Origin of the sequence: Flavobacterium sp. YO12, from assembly GCF_004119495.1 — a bacterium.
GTDB lineage: Bacteria > Bacteroidota > Bacteroidia > Flavobacteriales > Flavobacteriaceae > Flavobacterium.
Genome location: NZ_NRQU01000019.1, coordinates 56,385 through 73,104, shown reverse-complemented (window position 1 = coordinate 73,104; position 16,720 = coordinate 56,385). Strand labels below are relative to the sequence as shown.

General features: G+C 32.1%; 13 protein-coding genes. 8 read left to right on the top strand and 5 right to left on the bottom strand.

The genetic code is table 11. The features are described 5' to 3' along the window. The 4 genes from BOW55_RS08580 to BOW55_RS08565 all read left to right on the top strand — a co-directional run. Positions 1-526 (top strand): hypothetical protein (locus tag BOW55_RS08580; RefSeq protein WP_206733596.1); only part of this gene is annotated, 526 nt, incomplete at its 5' end. Between the two features lie 165 nt (positions 527-691). Then, the gene (locus tag BOW55_RS08575; protein WP_129023780.1) at positions 692-1,213 is read left to right on the top strand and encodes a redoxin domain-containing protein; all 522 of its coding nucleotides are present in this window, start codon (positions 692-694) and stop codon (positions 1,211-1,213) included. Between the two features lie 5 nt (positions 1,214-1,218). Continuing rightward, positions 1,219-3,375: a peptidase domain-containing ABC transporter gene (locus BOW55_RS08570; protein ID WP_129023779.1), complete on the top strand. Its 2,157-nt coding sequence runs from the start codon at positions 1,219-1,221 to the stop codon at positions 3,373-3,375. Between the two features lie 10 nt (positions 3,376-3,385). Beyond that, on the top strand, positions 3,386-3,613 hold the full coding sequence (locus tag BOW55_RS08565) for a hypothetical protein (protein WP_129023778.1): 228 nt from the start codon (positions 3,386-3,388) through the stop codon (positions 3,611-3,613). Between the two features lie 62 nt (positions 3,614-3,675). On the opposite strand, the gene BOW55_RS08560 is transcribed toward BOW55_RS08565, so the two are convergent. After that, on the bottom strand, positions 3,676-6,069 hold the full coding sequence (locus BOW55_RS08560) for a TonB-dependent receptor domain-containing protein (RefSeq protein WP_129023777.1): 2,394 nt from the start codon (positions 6,067-6,069) through the stop codon (positions 3,676-3,678). Positions 6,070-6,183: 114 nt separating this feature from the next. Beyond that, the gene (locus BOW55_RS08555) at positions 6,184-7,050 is read right to left on the bottom strand and encodes an AraC family transcriptional regulator (protein WP_241686517.1); all 867 of its coding nucleotides are present in this window, start codon (positions 7,048-7,050) and stop codon (positions 6,184-6,186) included. Between the two features lie 356 nt (positions 7,051-7,406). Between BOW55_RS08555 and BOW55_RS08550 the strand changes: the two genes are divergently transcribed. The 4 genes from BOW55_RS08550 (at position 7,407) to BOW55_RS08535 (ending at position 13,044) form a co-directional block, all read left to right on the top strand. Beyond that, the gene (locus BOW55_RS08550; RefSeq protein WP_129023776.1) at positions 7,407-7,634 is read left to right on the top strand and encodes a DUF5808 domain-containing protein; all 228 of its coding nucleotides are present in this window, start codon (positions 7,407-7,409) and stop codon (positions 7,632-7,634) included. A gap of 80 nt (positions 7,635-7,714) precedes the next feature. After that, positions 7,715-11,143: a hypothetical protein gene (locus BOW55_RS08545; protein ID WP_129023775.1), complete on the top strand. Its 3,429-nt coding sequence runs from the start codon at positions 7,715-7,717 to the stop codon at positions 11,141-11,143. Positions 11,144-11,206: 63 nt separating this feature from the next. Next, positions 11,207-11,764: a hypothetical protein gene (locus BOW55_RS08540; RefSeq protein WP_129023774.1), complete on the top strand. Its 558-nt coding sequence runs from the start codon at positions 11,207-11,209 to the stop codon at positions 11,762-11,764. 209 nt (positions 11,765-11,973) lie between these two features. Continuing rightward, positions 11,974-13,044 carry a glycosyltransferase gene (locus BOW55_RS08535; RefSeq protein WP_129023773.1) on the top strand — a complete coding sequence of 357 codons (1,071 nt, stop codon included), beginning with the start codon at positions 11,974-11,976 and terminating at the stop codon, positions 13,042-13,044. A gap of 4 nt (positions 13,045-13,048) precedes the next feature. Here BOW55_RS08535 and BOW55_RS08530 read toward each other — a convergent pair whose 3' ends face one another. The 3 genes from BOW55_RS08530 to BOW55_RS08520 form a co-directional block, all read right to left on the bottom strand. After that, entirely contained in the window at positions 13,049-14,344 is a 1,296-nt protein-coding gene (locus BOW55_RS08530; protein ID WP_129023772.1) for a porin, read from the bottom strand. A 162-nt stretch (positions 14,345-14,506) separates the two neighbouring features. Continuing rightward, complete coding sequence (locus BOW55_RS08525) at positions 14,507-15,592, bottom strand: cell wall metabolism sensor histidine kinase WalK (protein WP_089058439.1); 1,086 nt, start codon at positions 15,590-15,592, stop codon at positions 14,507-14,509. 218 nt (positions 15,593-15,810) lie between these two features. Further along, positions 15,811-16,494 (bottom strand): response regulator transcription factor, encoded by a 684-nt coding sequence (locus tag BOW55_RS08520; RefSeq protein ID WP_089054298.1) that lies wholly within the window; start codon positions 16,492-16,494, stop codon positions 15,811-15,813. Between the last annotated feature and the right edge of the window lie 226 nt (positions 16,495-16,720).

The window sequence follows — 16,720 nt, the reverse complement described above, 5'->3', positions numbered from 1 at the left end:
TACAGTACATCTAACCTCTCAACAAATTGAAAGAATACTTGAAGTCCAGAAAAAAATTAAGTGGTTATACTATATTATTGTCCCAATTATCACTTTAATAAAAACAATGATAATTTCAAGTGTAATCTACGTTGGAATTATGCTGTTTGATAGCAGAAAAATGAATTTTAACTTAGTTTGGCATTATGTTTTAAAGGCAGAATTTATTTTTATTTTGGTAAGTATTTTTAAAATAGTTTGGTTTTGTTGTTTTCAAACAAACTATAACCTGAAAGATCTTCAATATTTTTATCCTTTATCAGCATTAAACATTACAGGCTACAAAAGGCTTGAAGTCTGGTTTATTTATCCATTTCAGGTCATTAATTTGTTTGAGCTTCTTTATGTCATTTACTTAGGTTTTGAAATTGGCAAATTAACAGAAACTAATACTGATCAAGGACTAAAAATTCTAGGCTTAAGCTATGTTCCAGCACTATTTTTATGGGTTGCAACAGTAATGTTTTTTACATTAAACTATTCTTAAAATGTCTAAAATTCAAAAACTTTTTCTCATCATCTGCTGTAGCATAATCATTATTTACACAGTCAACTATTTTTCCTACAAATAAGATTACATTCAAGCAGGACTTGGAGCAATATCAATGGTTTGCTTAATCATATCCCTACTTTTAAATAGAAAACAAAAACAATGAAAAAATCATTAAAAATAATCTTTGCATTACTATTTATCAGTGCTCTATTCTTTCTTGGTTATCAAATAACATCCAAAATAAACCACAAAAAAGAAATTCTTCAAAACATCAAAACCATTCCCAATTTCTCTTATCAAACCATAAATGGAGAAACTTTTACAAATGAAAATCTTAAAAAGGATATTGCAACAATTTTTATCTATTTCAATACTGAATGTGACTACTGTGATGCAGAAACACAAATGATACAAAAAAACATGGAAAAATTTAAGGACGTTCAGCTCATTTTTATATCCTTTGAAGAACCTTTACAAATTAAAAAATTTGCTAAAAAACATCAATTAACAGCTTATGATAATGTCCGTTTTTTACATGACAACAAAGTTTCATTCGCTGCTACTTTTGACGTTAATTCATTGCCTAGCATAGTATTATATGATAAAAATCAAAATTTAATCGAGAAAATAAAAGGCCAAATAAACCCTGCCATTTTGATTAGAAAATTAAATATCGACTAATCGCAATGAATTTAAAACACATCCGTAAAACCCATTCTTTACAACTCGATCAGTCAGATTGTGGCGCAGCATGTTTATTATCTATCATAAAGTTTTATAATGGCAATACTTCTTTAGAAAAAATAAGAGAATTAAGCGGTACAACCAAACAAGGAACAACAATGTTAGGATTGTACCAGGCAGCCAATCAATTAGGCTTTAATGCTGATGGCTGTGAAGCTGATATGCAGGCTTTGATTGATCATAAACAACCCCTTATTTTACATACTTTAATTGATAATCGATTAAACCATTATGTCATTTGCTATGGCTACAATGAAAAAGATGGATTTCTGATTGGAGATCCTGCGAAAGGAATTGCTGTTTTATCAATCCAAGAACTAGACAAAGTTTGGATTTCAAAATCTTGCCTGACTTTAGAACCAAATAAAAATTTCGTTACAGAAGAAGCAGAAAAAAACATTCAATTAAAATGGTTTTTAGATATACTAAAAGAAGATTATAAACTTATTTGGATTTCTATACTGCTTGGTGTTTTTGTTGCTGGTTTAGGGTTGGCAATGGCTCTTTTTTCTCAAAAACTTATTGATGATATACTTCCATCAAACAACATCAATAAATTAATTTCTGGAATTATCCTGTTGGCTATTTTACTTTCTGCTCGTGTTGGAATATCTGTTTTAAGACAGCATTTTACAATTCGACAATCTAGAGATTTTAATAGCCGTATTAATAATACATTTTTCTCGTCCTTGCTTCAACTTCCAAAATTCTTTTTTGACACTAGAAAAACAGGAGAACTTGTCTCAAGACTAAACGATACACAACGAGTACAAAATGTCATCAAAATATTAGCTAACACATTAATTATAGACATTCTTGCTGTTATAATCTCATCTGTTTTCTTACTAACTTATTCATTGAAGTTGGGAATAATTTGTATTCTCAGCCTGCCTGTTTACTTTTTTATAATCTATCGTCACAATAAAAAAATCATGCTTTCTCAAAAAGAAGTAATGGAAAGTTCAGCTATTAATGAAAGTAATTTCATTAATACAATTCAAGGTATATCTACTATTAAAAATGACAATAAACAAGCTGTATTCAATCAATTAAATCAATTTATTTTCGCTAACTATCAGGAAAAAATAGTTAACCTTGGAAAAATTAACATTAGCTTATCTTGGCAATCTGGCTTGGCAAGCGTAGTATTTGTTATTGGAATCTTAATCTATACTTCTATTCAGGTATTTAATAAAGAAATTAAAATTGGAGAATTAATGGCTGTTTTAGGAATTGTCGGCTCATTATTACCTTCAATTGCAAGTTTGGCTTTAATTTCGATTCCAATAAACGAAGCAAAAATAGCTTTTAACAGAATGTATGAATTTGCATCCATTAAAAAAGAAAATGAAGAAGGGCTGAAAATTATTGAAATTAATACTATTTCCATTCAAAATCTATCATTTCGGTTTGCAGGTCGAAGCGAACTTTTCCATAGCGTAAATATCGAAATCAAAAAAGGAAAATTTATTGCAATAGTAGGCGAAAGCGGATCTGGAAAAAGTACTTTGGGGCAAATATTACAGCGTTTCTACCCATTCGAAAATGGAAATATTATTTTAAACAACAAACAGCAGCTTCAAGAAATTGAACTTAAAAATTATAGAGATTTATTAGGAGTCATTCCGCAAGAGATTACCATTTTCAGCGGAAATGTTATTGATAACATCCTGCTTGGAACGATAGACACGCCAGAAAATGTAATGCAGTTTATTAAAGAATATGAATTTGGACATTTCTTCAATCAACTGCCACAAGGATTAGAAACTATTCTTGGCGAAGAAGGCATAAATTTAAGCGGCGGTCAAAAGCAAATTATTGCTTTGGCACGAGCCTTATACAAAAAACCTCAGTTCCTAATTTTGGATGAAGCAACATCTGCTATGGATAGAAAAACAGAAAATTTCACTTTAAAATTACTGCAAAAAATAAAACTAGACTGCGCAGTATTATTCATTTCACATCGCTTAAATAAATTAAAAGCTATTGCTGATACTATTTATATTTTAGAAAATCAAACTATAACTCAGTTTGGCAATCATGAGGAACTAATGCAAACGAATAATTTTTATAGTGAATACTGGAAAGAAAACAATTAAAAGCCAAATCATGAAATTAAAAATTCAAAAAGCAGTTATTTTTTTCAATAAGTATCTTTATAGTCCTACAGTTCTATTAGGAATGTTTTGGATATTTTTCTTTAAAGGAGAACGATTTTCCATTCAAAAAATAATTGATGCTCGATATGAACCAGAACTCTACGGCGCAGCAGTAATGGCAGTAGTTTTTTTGACAATTTTCAAACACAACAAAAAAAATCCGACTAATAAAAAATAGTGAAGAATATGATTTGGCAAATAAAAGTTTAACCTTTTCTAATAAACCATATTAAATAAACTCTACCTCGCCCTATTATTCTCTGTCTGCTCAATTTCAGATTTCTTGTAAGTTGTCTTTTTTGAATTCCCGAAACTATACGTTGCTATTAGTTTAAAGTAATTTGTAGTATAGGTTCTGTGGTAATAAATTTGAGTCTGCCCCACTTCGTAATCACCGGAAACCATAAACTTATGAAAGATATCATTTGCCGTAAAATTTAGTCTTAGCGCCTCTTTAAAAAAGTTTCTTTCGATACCCAGCGTTACAGTTGAGCGCGGGTTTTCACTTCGCAATCCGTAACTTTTATCACCTAGATACCAAGCTAATAATTGAATTTTGAAAAGGTCAGGAATCGTAAAAGTATTATTTGAATACAAATAAATTTGAGGTTTAACAGGACCCAAGGTATATTCATAAAAATTATCGACTGATTTGCTTAAATTCATACTCACAGTATTAGTAGAATTCCACCATTTCACATTGAAAGATCTCGAAAGCGAGGTAAAAAAAGTATGTTCTTTTTCGATATTTAAAGACCTTAAAATATAACTATTTGGTGTATCGCCCCGCAATGCAGCGCCCGAAATGGGGTCAATTTTGTATGTGTACCCAATTTTAAAATCAAACTTTTTATACATTGTACCAATTTCAAAAGCGTGCGTTTTTTCAGGAAGCAAATTCGGGTTTCCTTCTATTGTCGTAAATGGATCTTGATAAATAACATACGGGTTTAAAGCTTGATAACGAGGTCTTGTAATTCTGGAAACATATGAAAAATGAGCTTTCCAGTCTTCAGATAGATTAAAATTTAAAAGTAGGTTTGGAAAAAAATTCTCATAATCTTTACCAAATTTCTGAACCCCGTTTGCATTCGTATACAAATCATAACTTGTGCTTTCTACCCTTGCTCCAATAGAAAAATTTACTTTTTCACCCAGCATACTTCCAAAATTAAAATAAGCTGCGCTAATCTTTTCCTTGTATGTAAAATCACTTGAAAGAGTATCGTCCAATTCAAAATCATCGGTATTAGCAATAAAAAAATCAGTCCCAGATTTTATAGCGGCATAACTAAATTTGGCTCCAAGTTCCAGTTTAGTTTTATCACTAATTTTTTTCGAATAATCGGCTTGTGACATTACAATGTTTATGGTGCTTCCAACATCATTTTTTAGAAATCTTTTACCATCTGTTTCCTCAACAATACTATTTTCTTCAATAAAATCCCTCACTGTTCCGTTGTAATTTGAATATTGTGTTCCTATAAACAATGACGAGCCTTTGGTATCTGTTATCAGATTATAATTCAAATTAATAAACTGATTCAGCAGCACATCATTTTTGGCAATATCTGTAGCATAAAAACTATTCCCAGAATTATTCGTTATTGCATTTCTGCTTTTTACTGCTCCGCCTAAATCTTCGATATTTCCACTGTAAGCCAGTGAAATATAACTATTCATCGAAAAAGTATATTGAATTCCAGCTCCGAAATTGGAGTAATTATTAAATTGCCTCTGCCAATCTGTAGTTAGAGCAGACTTCATATAAACATCTGGATCTGGACGTGTTCTGGTAGTGTACAACAACTCCCTGCCTTTGCCCAATTGTAATCCGTAATTGGTTATAAAAGAAAATTTACCTTTGGTATAATTAAAATCTAAAAGAGTATTGGTACTTGTTCCTGCAAATTTAGAAACGGTAACATGCTGACTTGCTGTTCCCATTGTACCATTTTCGATGTTTTGTTTTGTAATAATATTGACAACCGCTTTTCCTTCGGCATCGTACTTTGCTGATGGATTTGAAATTACTTCAATTTTTGCAATCTGCGAAACAGGAATCGCTGCAAAACGTTCATAATTTATCAAGATTCCGTTGAGATAAATAATCGCTTCACCTTTGCCCAAAACGCTTATTTGTCCTTCGGCAACTACCACATTTGGAACTCGCCCTAACAATTCATTTACAGAACTGCTCGCTGCTAAAACAGTTCCTGCTACATTAACATCGATTGTTCCGTTTGCACCATATTTAAGCAATGACGGCTGACTTTTTACGACTACTTCGTTTAACTGATTGTTACTTTCTAAAACTATAATCGAGCTCAAATCAATATTTTCGGCATCTGAATAGTTTATATTCAAATGCTTGTCTGTAAATTCTGCTGAAGTCAATTTTAAAATTACTTCTTTTTGATTAATATCGGATAATTGAAAAACTCCGTCTAAAAAATCCTGTTGTTTTATAATTAGGGAATCATGAACAGACAAAACAACAGCTGTTCCCATCATCAATTCGTTATTTCGATTGACTACTTTTCCAGAAATTTTTTGAATAGACTGTGCTGTCGAAAAAGCACTATTAAAAAGAAAACAAAATAGGTAAACGAGAACCAGAATTAAAAACCTCATAAAATTTAATGATTAAGATTTGACTTTTTGTAGGGACAAAAGTCAGCTCTAAACCACTAAACGAGGTAACCGAAAGAGAAATCAGGAGTACGAATTTATAAATTAATACTTCTGTTAAGCCTGTAAAGCTTGAATTTGATAATTTAAAGGTGTCGTTCCTGTATGTTTTTTAAAGACGGCGAAGAATGTCGATTTCGAATTAAAACCCACATCATAACCAACAGATTCTAAAGTCAATTTATCATTTGACCTTATTATTATACAAGCTTCATTTATTCTCAATTCATTTATATAACTTGTAAAATTCTTCCCCAGATTATTATTCAAAAACTGAGACAATTGATGTGGCGTCACATTTAATTCTTTTGATAAATCCTGCAAACTCAAATTTGCATTTTTATACAAACTTTTCTCTATCATTTTATTCTGGAGTTTTTCAAGTAAAAGAGCGGCTTCAGATTCTTCCATTTTCTTTCCCGAAGCTTTTTGTCCGTACAATAAAAATAAATCATCTGTTCTTTTTCGATACAGAAGAATCGAAATTATCAAATACAAAATAAACGAAAACACAACTGCTCCGCCAATATAAACTGCGGCTCTGGCTCCCATAATTGCTAAAAAATAAAAAAGAAACAATAAAAAATTCGCCAGAAAAAGCATTCCAAACCACATTTCCGCCGGAGTTGTTTTTTCTTTTATATTGATGATTTTCTTTAAAATGTTTCTAATGGTAAAAGCAGAAAAAAGGATATAAACAAACCATTGAAAATAAATAGTTCTGATAAAATAAGTACCCCAAAGTTCTGGATACGTTTTATATGGATATACTATTCCAACAACTGCAATTAAAATTCCCCAAAACAAAAGGGTCAATTTCCAAGATTTAGGTAAAACAGTAACTTCATCAACGGCAGATTTTAGAAAATAATACAAACATGGACCAATAAAAAAACAAGCGGTAAGTCCTAATTGTAAGTACAATTTTGGCAGTTCTGGATGAAAATAAACAAATACCGACTTTGCTATTCTTATGCTCAGTGCAAATAAAAGTGTTCCTAAAAAGTAATTTGTCAAATACTTTTTCTTCGTAAAAAAGAAAAAATAAATGGCCAAAATAATTCCGTTGAAAGCCCCCAATGCACTAAAAAAAATAAAAGTTCTTTACCAGTATCCATTATTCAAATTTGTTTATTCTGACAAAGCTAAAAAAAAATGATTTCGGTTTCTTTCTTTTTTAATTTTAATAGAAAATGCGATTATTCTTATAGCTGAAAATATTTAACTAATTTTATAACTCTAACAGAAAAACATTAAACAAGATCAAATATTCCTAAGTCATGGAAAACGACAAAGAGCCTTCAGAAGAAACAAAAGAAAGATGGATCAAAGATCCTAATAATTGGATTTGGGGTATTTTTTATTATAACCCAGAAGACAAAAGAATCTTTCCTCCAAAGAAAATTAAAGAGTTTGGCTGGACCACGAACTTCGCCAATCCTAATTCTGTTTTTGTATTATTAGCGATAATGGCTGTTCTTATTACCTTAGGTCGTTACCTTAATTAATTCAATTCAAACTGTAATATTCAACGTAATAATTCCCGATTATAAATACTACTTTTGATTTTTTGAGAGTTAAAGTGTTTATGTTGAAAAAACTACTGTTTTTTGTGATACTGTTTTGGTATTCTGGGCTTCAGGCTCAGGAAACTGAATCGCTGTACAAAACAAAAAAAATCATTGTAGCAAAAGACACTATTCATCTCGAACCTTTCAGCATAAACTCCAGTTTTTTTGAGATTTTAAATTCCAAAAAACAACCTATAGACTCTACTTTTTATAGAGTCGATTTTCAAAAAGGGACATTACTTTTAAATGAAAAATTCACTTCTGTTTCGGATACTTTAATTGTCAATTATCTCAATTATCCTGATTTCCTGACAAAAGAATACGGCTTCTACAAAGACAGTCAAGTGGTAAGCAACGATATTGATACTGAAAAATTATACAAAATTGACAATTCCAATATTAAAAAAACCACTCCTTTTGACGGCTTAAATACTTCTGGGAGTATTACTCGAGGTGTAACAATTGGGAATAATCAAAATACGGTTTTAAACTCTAATTTAGATTTACAGATTACCGGAAAAATATCCGACAAAGTTAGTTTGCGTGCATCGCTGCAAGACAATAATATTCCGCTTCAAGATGGCGGTTATTCTCAAAAACTAGATCAGTTTGACAATATTTTCATGGAACTTTTTACTGATGATTGGAACATTCGGGCGGGTGATGTTTTTCTAGAAAATCGGAAAACACAATTCTTGAGTTTCAACAAAAAAGTTCAAGGACTTTCGGCCAGTTTCGATTTTGATACCGAAAAAAGTAAGACTACTATTTTTGCATCGGTTTCGTTTGTAAAAGGCCAATATGCGAAAAGTACTTTTACAGGTCAGGAAGGAAATCAAGGGCCGTATAAACTTAAGGGACAAAATGGCGAATTGTATGTTTTGGTAATTTCAGGTTCAGAGCGCGTTTATGTAAACGGTGTTTTACTTAAAAGAGGCGAAAACAACGATTATGTAATTGACTATAATGCGGGTGAAATTGTTTTTACTTCTCTTTTTACGATAACTTCAGAAATGCGTATCAATGTTGAATATCAATATTCTGAACGCAATTACAATCGATTAGTGACTTATGCCGGTGCAACGCACGAAAACAAAAGCTGGAGTTTTGGCGGTTATTTATACTCAGAAAATGACATGAAAAACCAGCCGTTACAGCAAAATCTTTCTACAGAACAGGTGCAGGTTTTAGCGCAGGCAGGTGACAATCAGAATTTAATGAAAGCGCCATCGGCATATGAAGATGCTTATGCTGACAATAAAATATTGTACAAAAAAAACAGTGTCAATTCTGTAGAATATTATGAATACTCAAAAAATCCTGCTGATGTTTTATACAATGTAAAATTTAGTCTTGTAGGTAATAATCTCGGAAATTACATCATTCAAAATAATACTTCTGTCGAACGAATTTATGAATATGTTCCACCCATAAATGGTACTCCGCAAGGAAACTATGAACCAATTGTACAACTGGTCGCGCCAATAAAAATTCAGGTGGCGACTTTTTTAGGAAAATATAATCCTGACGAAAAAACATTGGTTGATTTTGAAATTGCCATGAGCAATAACGACAAAAATTTATTTTCTCCAATTGATGATTCGGACAACGAAGGCATTGCTTTTAAAACCAATATTAAAAAAAGACTTTCTACAAGAAATTGGACTTTAGATGGTTTTGCCAATTATCAATTTGTTCAAAAGGATTTTAGATCTGTAGAGCGTTTGTACAATATCGAATTTAACAGGGATTGGAACTTAAACACGGCTCTTTTAGGAAACCAAAGTTTATTGGTTACGGGCTTAAACTTTGATTTGTTTTCCAAAAAAGAGACTTCTAATATCGGGTTGTTTACTTATCAGTTTGAGAAATTGGATTTTACCGAAAGTTATTCAGGAGCTCGCCATACCACGACCGCTTTATTCAAATTTAAAAATTGGACAATCGAGAATCAAGGCAGTTTTTTAAATAGTGACGCAACGACATCGACTTCAAAGTTTATTAGAAATCAAACTAGAACTAAATATCATTTTGGCAAAAACTGGATTGGAGCGAGTATGCAGCTTGAAGATAATCAGGAAAAAGATAAGGTTAGCAATCAGTTTTCGGCGATAAGCCAGCGATTTTCTGAATATGGTACTTTTGTTGGGCGCGGCGACAGTACAAAGGTTTTTGTTGAACTAGGGTTTTTACAGCGAATAAATGACAGTTTACAAAATGGTCTTTTGCGGCATGTAAATAACTCGCAGACTTACTATTTAAAGTCGAAACTAATTCAGAATAAAAAAACTGATTTAGCGGTTTATGCTAGTTATCGAAATCTTGATTTTACAGATTCTAACCGAAAAAACGAACCTTCTTTAAACTCTAGGATTCTTTATAATGATCGATTCTTCAACCAATTTATGCAAATAAGCAGCGCTTATGAAACGAGTTCTGGAACCATCGCTCAACAAGAGTTTACATATATTGAGGTTCCTGCGGGGCAAGGTGTTTATACTTGGAATGATTATAATGGTAATGGGATTCAGGAACTGGAAGAATTTGAAATTGCGGCTTTTCCGGATCAAGCAAAGTTTATCCGAATCTTTTTACCAAATCGAGTTTACATCAAAACCAATCAAAATAAATTCTCGCAATCTGTTGTACTGAATCCGCTGCAATGGCAAAATGAAAAAGGGTTAAAGAAAATTATATCTTGTTTCTACAACCAAACTTCTTTTATGATGGATCGAAAGGTAAAAAGCGATGGTGAGCTGGAGTTGAATCCTTTTTATTCTTCTGATGAAAATATTCTGGGTTTGAATTCGAGTTTTAGAAACAGTTTGTTTTACAATCGAGGCAAACAAAAACATTCTGTTACTTATTCGTATCTTATCAATAACGGAAAAAGTTTACTTTCAATTGGCTCGCAAAATGTCAAAAACAATTCGCATCAATTGCAATACACGCATTTGTATCAAAAAAGCTGGCTGTTTAATTTCTTTACAAAAACAATAAGCACCAACTTGATTTCTAAAGATTTTGCAGAGAAAAACTACGATTTAAAAGGGTATCAGCTTGCGCCAAAAATCAGCTATTTGTTTTCAAGAAATACCAGTTTAGATTTTTTCTATGAATTTCAAAACAAAGAAAATCAGATTGGCAATTTTGAAACATTGATGCAAAACCGTCTGGGAACTTCATTTTCTTTTGCGGGAGAGAAAAAAGTAACTTTAAATGGTGAGTTTTCTTTTTATGAAAACAAGTTTACTGGCAATGAATTTTCATCAGTAGGATTTCAAATGCTTGAAGGTTTGCAAGCGGGACAAAATTTGGTTTGGAAACTGCTTCTGCAAAAGAATATTACACAGTTTTTAGATGTAAATTTAAACTATCAAGGACGTAAAAGTGAGGCTGGATCTACTGTGCATACAGGCAATGTTCAGCTTCGTGCATATTTTTAGCGGTTAACAAAAAACATAAGAATTAATTGCTTAATTTTATAATACTATTTAAACTAAAATCTTATGAAAAAATTATTATTGCTCTGTTTTATAGTAGTTTTATCTACTAATTTTTACGCTCAGGAAACTGTAACTAAAGCGGCTAAAAGTAAAACTGAAACGACTGCAAAGAAAACTAAGGCTAAAGCTGATAAAACTACCGCAGACGCAAAGAAAACAGCTGATAAAGCTGCAAAAACTAAAAGCACAGCAGATAAAGAAACCGCTAAAGCGAAAAAAGAAACTGCTGACGCTGCTAAAAAAACAGCAGACAAGGAAACAGCTAAAGCAAAAAAGGAAACAGCAAGCGCTGCTAAAAAAACAACAGCAAAAGCTGAAAGTACAAAGGCTGACGTAAAGAAAACGACTGCAAAAGCTGATGCCGCAGCTAAAACAGCGACTAAAGATGCAACCGCAACTAAAAAAACTGCGACAAAAACTTTAAAAGAAACGAATGAAAAAGCACCAAAAGTAGCTGATAAGGTTACTGGTGAATACAATGGTAAAAAAGTATATACAGGGCCAAGAGGCGGTAAATACTATATCAACAAAAATGGGAATAAAACCTATATTCAAGATTAAGGTACTGAGGTTCTGAGGGACTAAGATATGAGACTTTGAAGCCGAACTTATGTTCGGCTTTTTTATTTACTAAAAAAATAAACCTCAGCCCCTTAGTACCTCAGCCTCTTAGAACCTTAAATAAAATATTGAGTTAATAATTTAGTAATATGTGCGAAATAACATAAAAAACATATTTCTTTATCTTCGTTTGCAAAAAGCGTTAAACTATGAGCATTGACTATTCTGCTAACAAAACAATTTTAGTTGCTCCATTAAACTGGGGACTTGGCCACGCCACAAGATGTATCCCAATTATTAAGGCGCTTCAGGAAAACAATTTTATTCCTATTATTGCTTCTGATGGTGTTGCGCTGGCTTTGCTGCGAAAAGAATTTCCTTATATACAAACACTGGAACTGCCTTCTTACCACATTGAATATGCTAAAAATGGTAAAAACTTTAAATGGAAGTTAATTAAAAACCTTCCGAAGATGATTGCTGCTATTTTAGATGAGAAAAAAATGGTGAACGGCTGGATTAAAAAACATGGTATTGACGGAATTATTTCTGATAATAGATTGGGTGTTTTTAGTAAAAAAGTGCCTTCTGTTTTTATGACGCATCAGTTGAATGTGATGACTGGAAACACCACTTGGTTTACGAGTAAATGCCATCAGTATTTTATAAAAAAATATTCGCAGTGCTGGGTTCCAGATTCAAATGAAAAAACAAATCTTACTGGCGATTTAGGTCATCTTAAAAGCAATGATTTAAATCTTAAATACATTGGCCCTTTGAGCAGAATGCGTAAAAAGGAAACGCCTAAAATATACGATTTAATGATTATTTTATCAGGGCCGGAACCGCAGCGTACTTATCTTGACGAAAAGCTGCAAAAAGAAATAGCGGGTTACAAAGGAAAAGTAGTTTTTGTACAAGGAATTGTAGAGAAAACGCAAACTAAATGGCAGGCTGGAAATGTTACTTATTACAACTTCATGAATTCTAAACAATTAGAACAGACTTTTAATGAAAGTGATTTTGTTTTATGTCGTTCTGGTTATACAACTGTTATGGATTTGGCTAAACTGGGCAAAAAAGCTTTCTTTATTCCAACTCCGGGACAATACGAACAGGAATATCTGGCGGTAAAACTTCAGGAAGAAAATCTTGTGCCATATGCAATGCAAGACGACTTTACGATTGATGATTTATCAAAAGTAAAGTCGTTTAAGGGTTTGTCTCAATTTAATGAAGAAATAGACTGGGATTCGCTATTTACTGTTTTTGAGGACTAATTATTTAAAAATTGAACTGAGCTTGCAGTCGCAGTAAATTTCCTTGTTGTCTGTTTATTGGAAGTGCGCTGTCTTCAAAAGTTCTATCGGCAATTACATATTCGGCAGTTAATTCGAAAGCTTTAATTGGCTGCCATTCGATGCCTATTTCGTAATCTCTTACAACATAACTTCTGGCGTCTTTTTCATATTTCTTACCTCCGTCATAATATTGAAATTTTGCAAAAGGATAAAGATGTTGCTTTTTAAAATCAAGTTTATAACTCATCAATACATAGCCTCCATTTAAGTCTGTTTCATCAACAGTATTGGTTAAAGTATTGTAACGAGGTCCTGTACCAACATTATATTCTGCCTGGATTCCGAAAGGTCTTGGATACAAAACAAAAGTAGCTCCTACTCTTTGGTCTTTTACATATTGTGGATCGTTAACTTTTACTCCCGGAGAAATTTCACCTGTAAAAGCCCATTTACCTGTATAAGCCTGAATTCCTGGCTCTATAATTTGACTTCCGATAACAAAAGGATAAGTAACTCTTGCTACGACATTTAAATCTCTGTTACCGTCTAGTTTATTTGCAATTTGCCCATTGTAAACTCCAAAAGCAAAAACTCCATAATCACCAGATCCTTTAAATCCATCTTTTACAAGCATTTCGAAACGTTTTCTAATTTCAGCAGGTGCCCAATAAAAAAACAAACCTAAATCACGCTCATTCAAAATGGCACTATTCATCGCATCGTTACGATCTAAAGCTAAACGCTGTGAACTTGACTGCATATTTTCGAAACCATACGGAATTTTACTCTGTCCAACACGTACACGATATTCTTTTTTCTTATCAAAAGAAAGGTCAAAATACAAATCACGAATTTGTACAAAATTCTGAATTCCAGTACTTGGAGAACTCGCAAAATCAGGTTGAAAATAGAAGAATACGTTAGGATGAACCTGTCCTGAAAAGACTAAACGCGCACGACGAATAAAAAGTCCGTTGTTTGCTTTTGCGTCTGGAGCTGTAGAAGTTGTTCCCCAAGATTTATCACATTGTTCACAGGAAACTTTATCGTTTGTAGAGAACAAACCATTGTATCTAATTTGTGCATAACCTCTTAAAGAGATTCTGTCGTACCAGTGTTCCTCGCCGCTTACACCTGACTTAGTATCTGGCAGTTTCGCTTTATTTATAGAGTCTAAAATACGAATTACTTCGTTTTTTACTTCTTGCTTGTTCACATCTTGTGCATTTGATACCCAAGTCAACAGTAATAAAACTGCAATTATTTTTCTTTTTATCATTCTTTCTTTAATCCCTTAATTTCAGAATGCAAAGATGTATCACCTATGTTAAGAAATCATTAACCAGATGTTACTATAATAAAAATTTATTGTTATGGACTAAATCTGTATGTTGATTTATTGTTAAACACCTTTGTTTTAGGGCGTTTGACAAAAACTCAATTACAATTTTTTAACGTCAGTTTTTTGGTTCTTAAGCGCTTTTTCGAGCGTAAAAGAGAATTCTGAACCAATTCCGAACTCACTTTCTACATAAACTTTCTCTTTATGCGCCTCAATAATATGCTTTACGATCGCCAAACCTAAACCAGAACCTCCTTCAGATCGAGTACCGCTTTTATCAACTCTATAGAAACGTTCAAAAAGTCTTGGAATGTTTTGTTTCTCAACTCCTTCTCCGTTGTCACTTATGCGTATTAAAACTTTTCTCTTAGTTAAATTAACTACACCAACTTCGGTTAAACCACCTTCTTTTCCGTATTTTATCGAGTTTACAATTAGATTTTCTAAAACTTGTTGAATCCTGTCTTTATCACCTCGAATAATAACAGATTGTACATTTTTACTTTCAAAAGCCAATTTAATTTTCTTTTTATCAGCTTTCATTTCTAACAAATCGAAAACATTATGAATGAGCTCTACAATATCAAAATCAGTAATCATCAAATTTAAATCACCAGATTCTAATTTGGTAATCATATCTAAATCTTCAACAATGTAAATTAATCGTTCAACTCCTTTTTCGGCACGTTTTAAATATTTTTTTCGAATATTTTTATCATCCATTGCTCCATCAAGCAAAGTCGAAACGTAACCTTGAACGGTAAATAATGGTGTTTTTAATTCGTGCGAAACGTTTCCTAGAAACTCTCTTCGGTATTGCTCTCGAATTTCGAGCATTTCGATTTCCAGCTTTTTATCTGTCGCAAACTTTTTCACTTCTCGCGACAGCGTTTCCATATCAGTCGTTATGGGCTGATTGATAAGTGTTGTTGATTCTAGCAGCGAAACCTCATCGTATATTTTTTTTACTCTTCTATATATAAAACGTTCTACACGATATTGTAAAACCAGAAATGAGAAGATATAAATTGAGATTAAAAAAATTATTCCAAATGCAATTTGGTGTTTCAATTGACCTTTATAAAATAAAGACATCAATATGAGTACAAATCCTGTTGCAAATAGACTTATATATAATGCCGATTTTACAGCAAATTTGTATGTTTTTTTAAAATTGATTTTCATTGAAAATATTGAACCATTAACGGATTATTTTTTTCACCATATAAGTGATATAAATTCATTTAAAAGTAAAACTTAATTGTGTGCATTTACATAAGAACTTAAAAAAGCAAATCTTTGTCAAAGTTCAGAACTTTGACAAAGATAATTATTGTGAATATTGGTAAACCAGAAATTAAATGAGCTTATATCACTTATATGGTTTCCTTACTATTGAATCCTTAAACTTCAAATTTGTAGCCTACACCTTTTATGGTTTTAAAAAGATCTTCGCCTATTTTTTCGCGTAGTTTTCTAATATGAACATCAATTGTTCTTCCTCCAACTACCACTTCGTTCCCCCAGACTTTATCAAGAATTTCATCTCTTTTAAAAACTTTACCTGGTTTTGAAGCTAATAAATAAAACAATTCGAATTCTTTTCTAGGAAGTGCAATTTCTACATTGCCTTTGATAATTTTATACTCTTCGCGGTTAATCTCGATTCCTCCAACATTTATAGTATCACTAACTACTTCTTGTTCTTTTAACCTTCTTAACAGAGCCTTTACTTTTGAGACTAACAATTTTGGTTTGATTGGTTTCGTAATATAATCATCAGCACCAGCATCAAAACCAGCTACTTGCGAATAGTCTTCACTTCTTGCGGTAAGAAATGTTATGATAACATTATTTAATTCGGGGATTTTTCTGATGTGCTCACAAGCTTCCATACCATCCATTTCAGCCATCATCACGTCCATAATAATTAATTCTGGCAATTCTTTCTGAGCTTTTGCTATAGCATCTTTTCCGTTAGAAGCTGTAACAATCTGATAGCCTTCTTGAGCAAGGTTATAGCCAACGATTTCTAAGATATCTGGTTCGTCGTCAACTAATAAAATCTTGGTTTGTGTTTTTTTCATAAATAGCAAAAATTGAGATTTTTACATCAAATTCTCTTTAATATATATCCGATGTTTTTTATTTCACAGGGTAAATATAGTAATAAATGAATCGTTAAAAATTGCTGTTAACGGTAATTTAATCTGGTAACAATTTGATAATCTTTAGCACACAAAAACATAACAAGTTCGTAACATCGACTTCACAGCCCAGTTATTTCTTTGCACAAAAATAAATCAAACACAA

Coding starts and splice junctions, on each gene's coding strand:
- BOW55_RS08565 (WP_129023778.1), top strand. CDS start 3,386: ATGAAATTAAAAATTCAAAAAGCAGTTATTTTTTTCAATAAGTATCTT.
- BOW55_RS08525 (WP_089058439.1), bottom strand. CDS start 15,592: ATGAAAATCAATTTTAAAAAAACATACAAATTTGCTGTAAAATCGGCA.
- BOW55_RS08560 (WP_129023777.1), bottom strand. CDS start 6,069: ATGAGGTTTTTAATTCTGGTTCTCGTTTACCTATTTTGTTTTCTTTTT.
- BOW55_RS08540 (WP_129023774.1), top strand. CDS start 11,207: ATGAAAAAATTATTATTGCTCTGTTTTATAGTAGTTTTATCTACTAAT.
- BOW55_RS08520 (WP_089054298.1), bottom strand. CDS start 16,494: ATGAAAAAAACACAAACCAAGATTTTATTAGTTGACGACGAACCAGAT.
- BOW55_RS08535 (WP_129023773.1), top strand. CDS start 11,974: ATGAGCATTGACTATTCTGCTAACAAAACAATTTTAGTTGCTCCATTA.
- BOW55_RS08545 (WP_129023775.1), top strand. CDS start 7,715: ATGTTGAAAAAACTACTGTTTTTTGTGATACTGTTTTGGTATTCTGGG.
- BOW55_RS08550 (WP_129023776.1), top strand. CDS start 7,407: ATGGAAAACGACAAAGAGCCTTCAGAAGAAACAAAAGAAAGATGGATC.
- BOW55_RS08570 (WP_129023779.1), top strand. CDS start 1,219: ATGAATTTAAAACACATCCGTAAAACCCATTCTTTACAACTCGATCAG.
- BOW55_RS08530 (WP_129023772.1), bottom strand. CDS start 14,344: ATGATAAAAAGAAAAATAATTGCAGTTTTATTACTGTTGACTTGGGTA.
- BOW55_RS08575 (WP_129023780.1), top strand. CDS start 692: ATGAAAAAATCATTAAAAATAATCTTTGCATTACTATTTATCAGTGCT.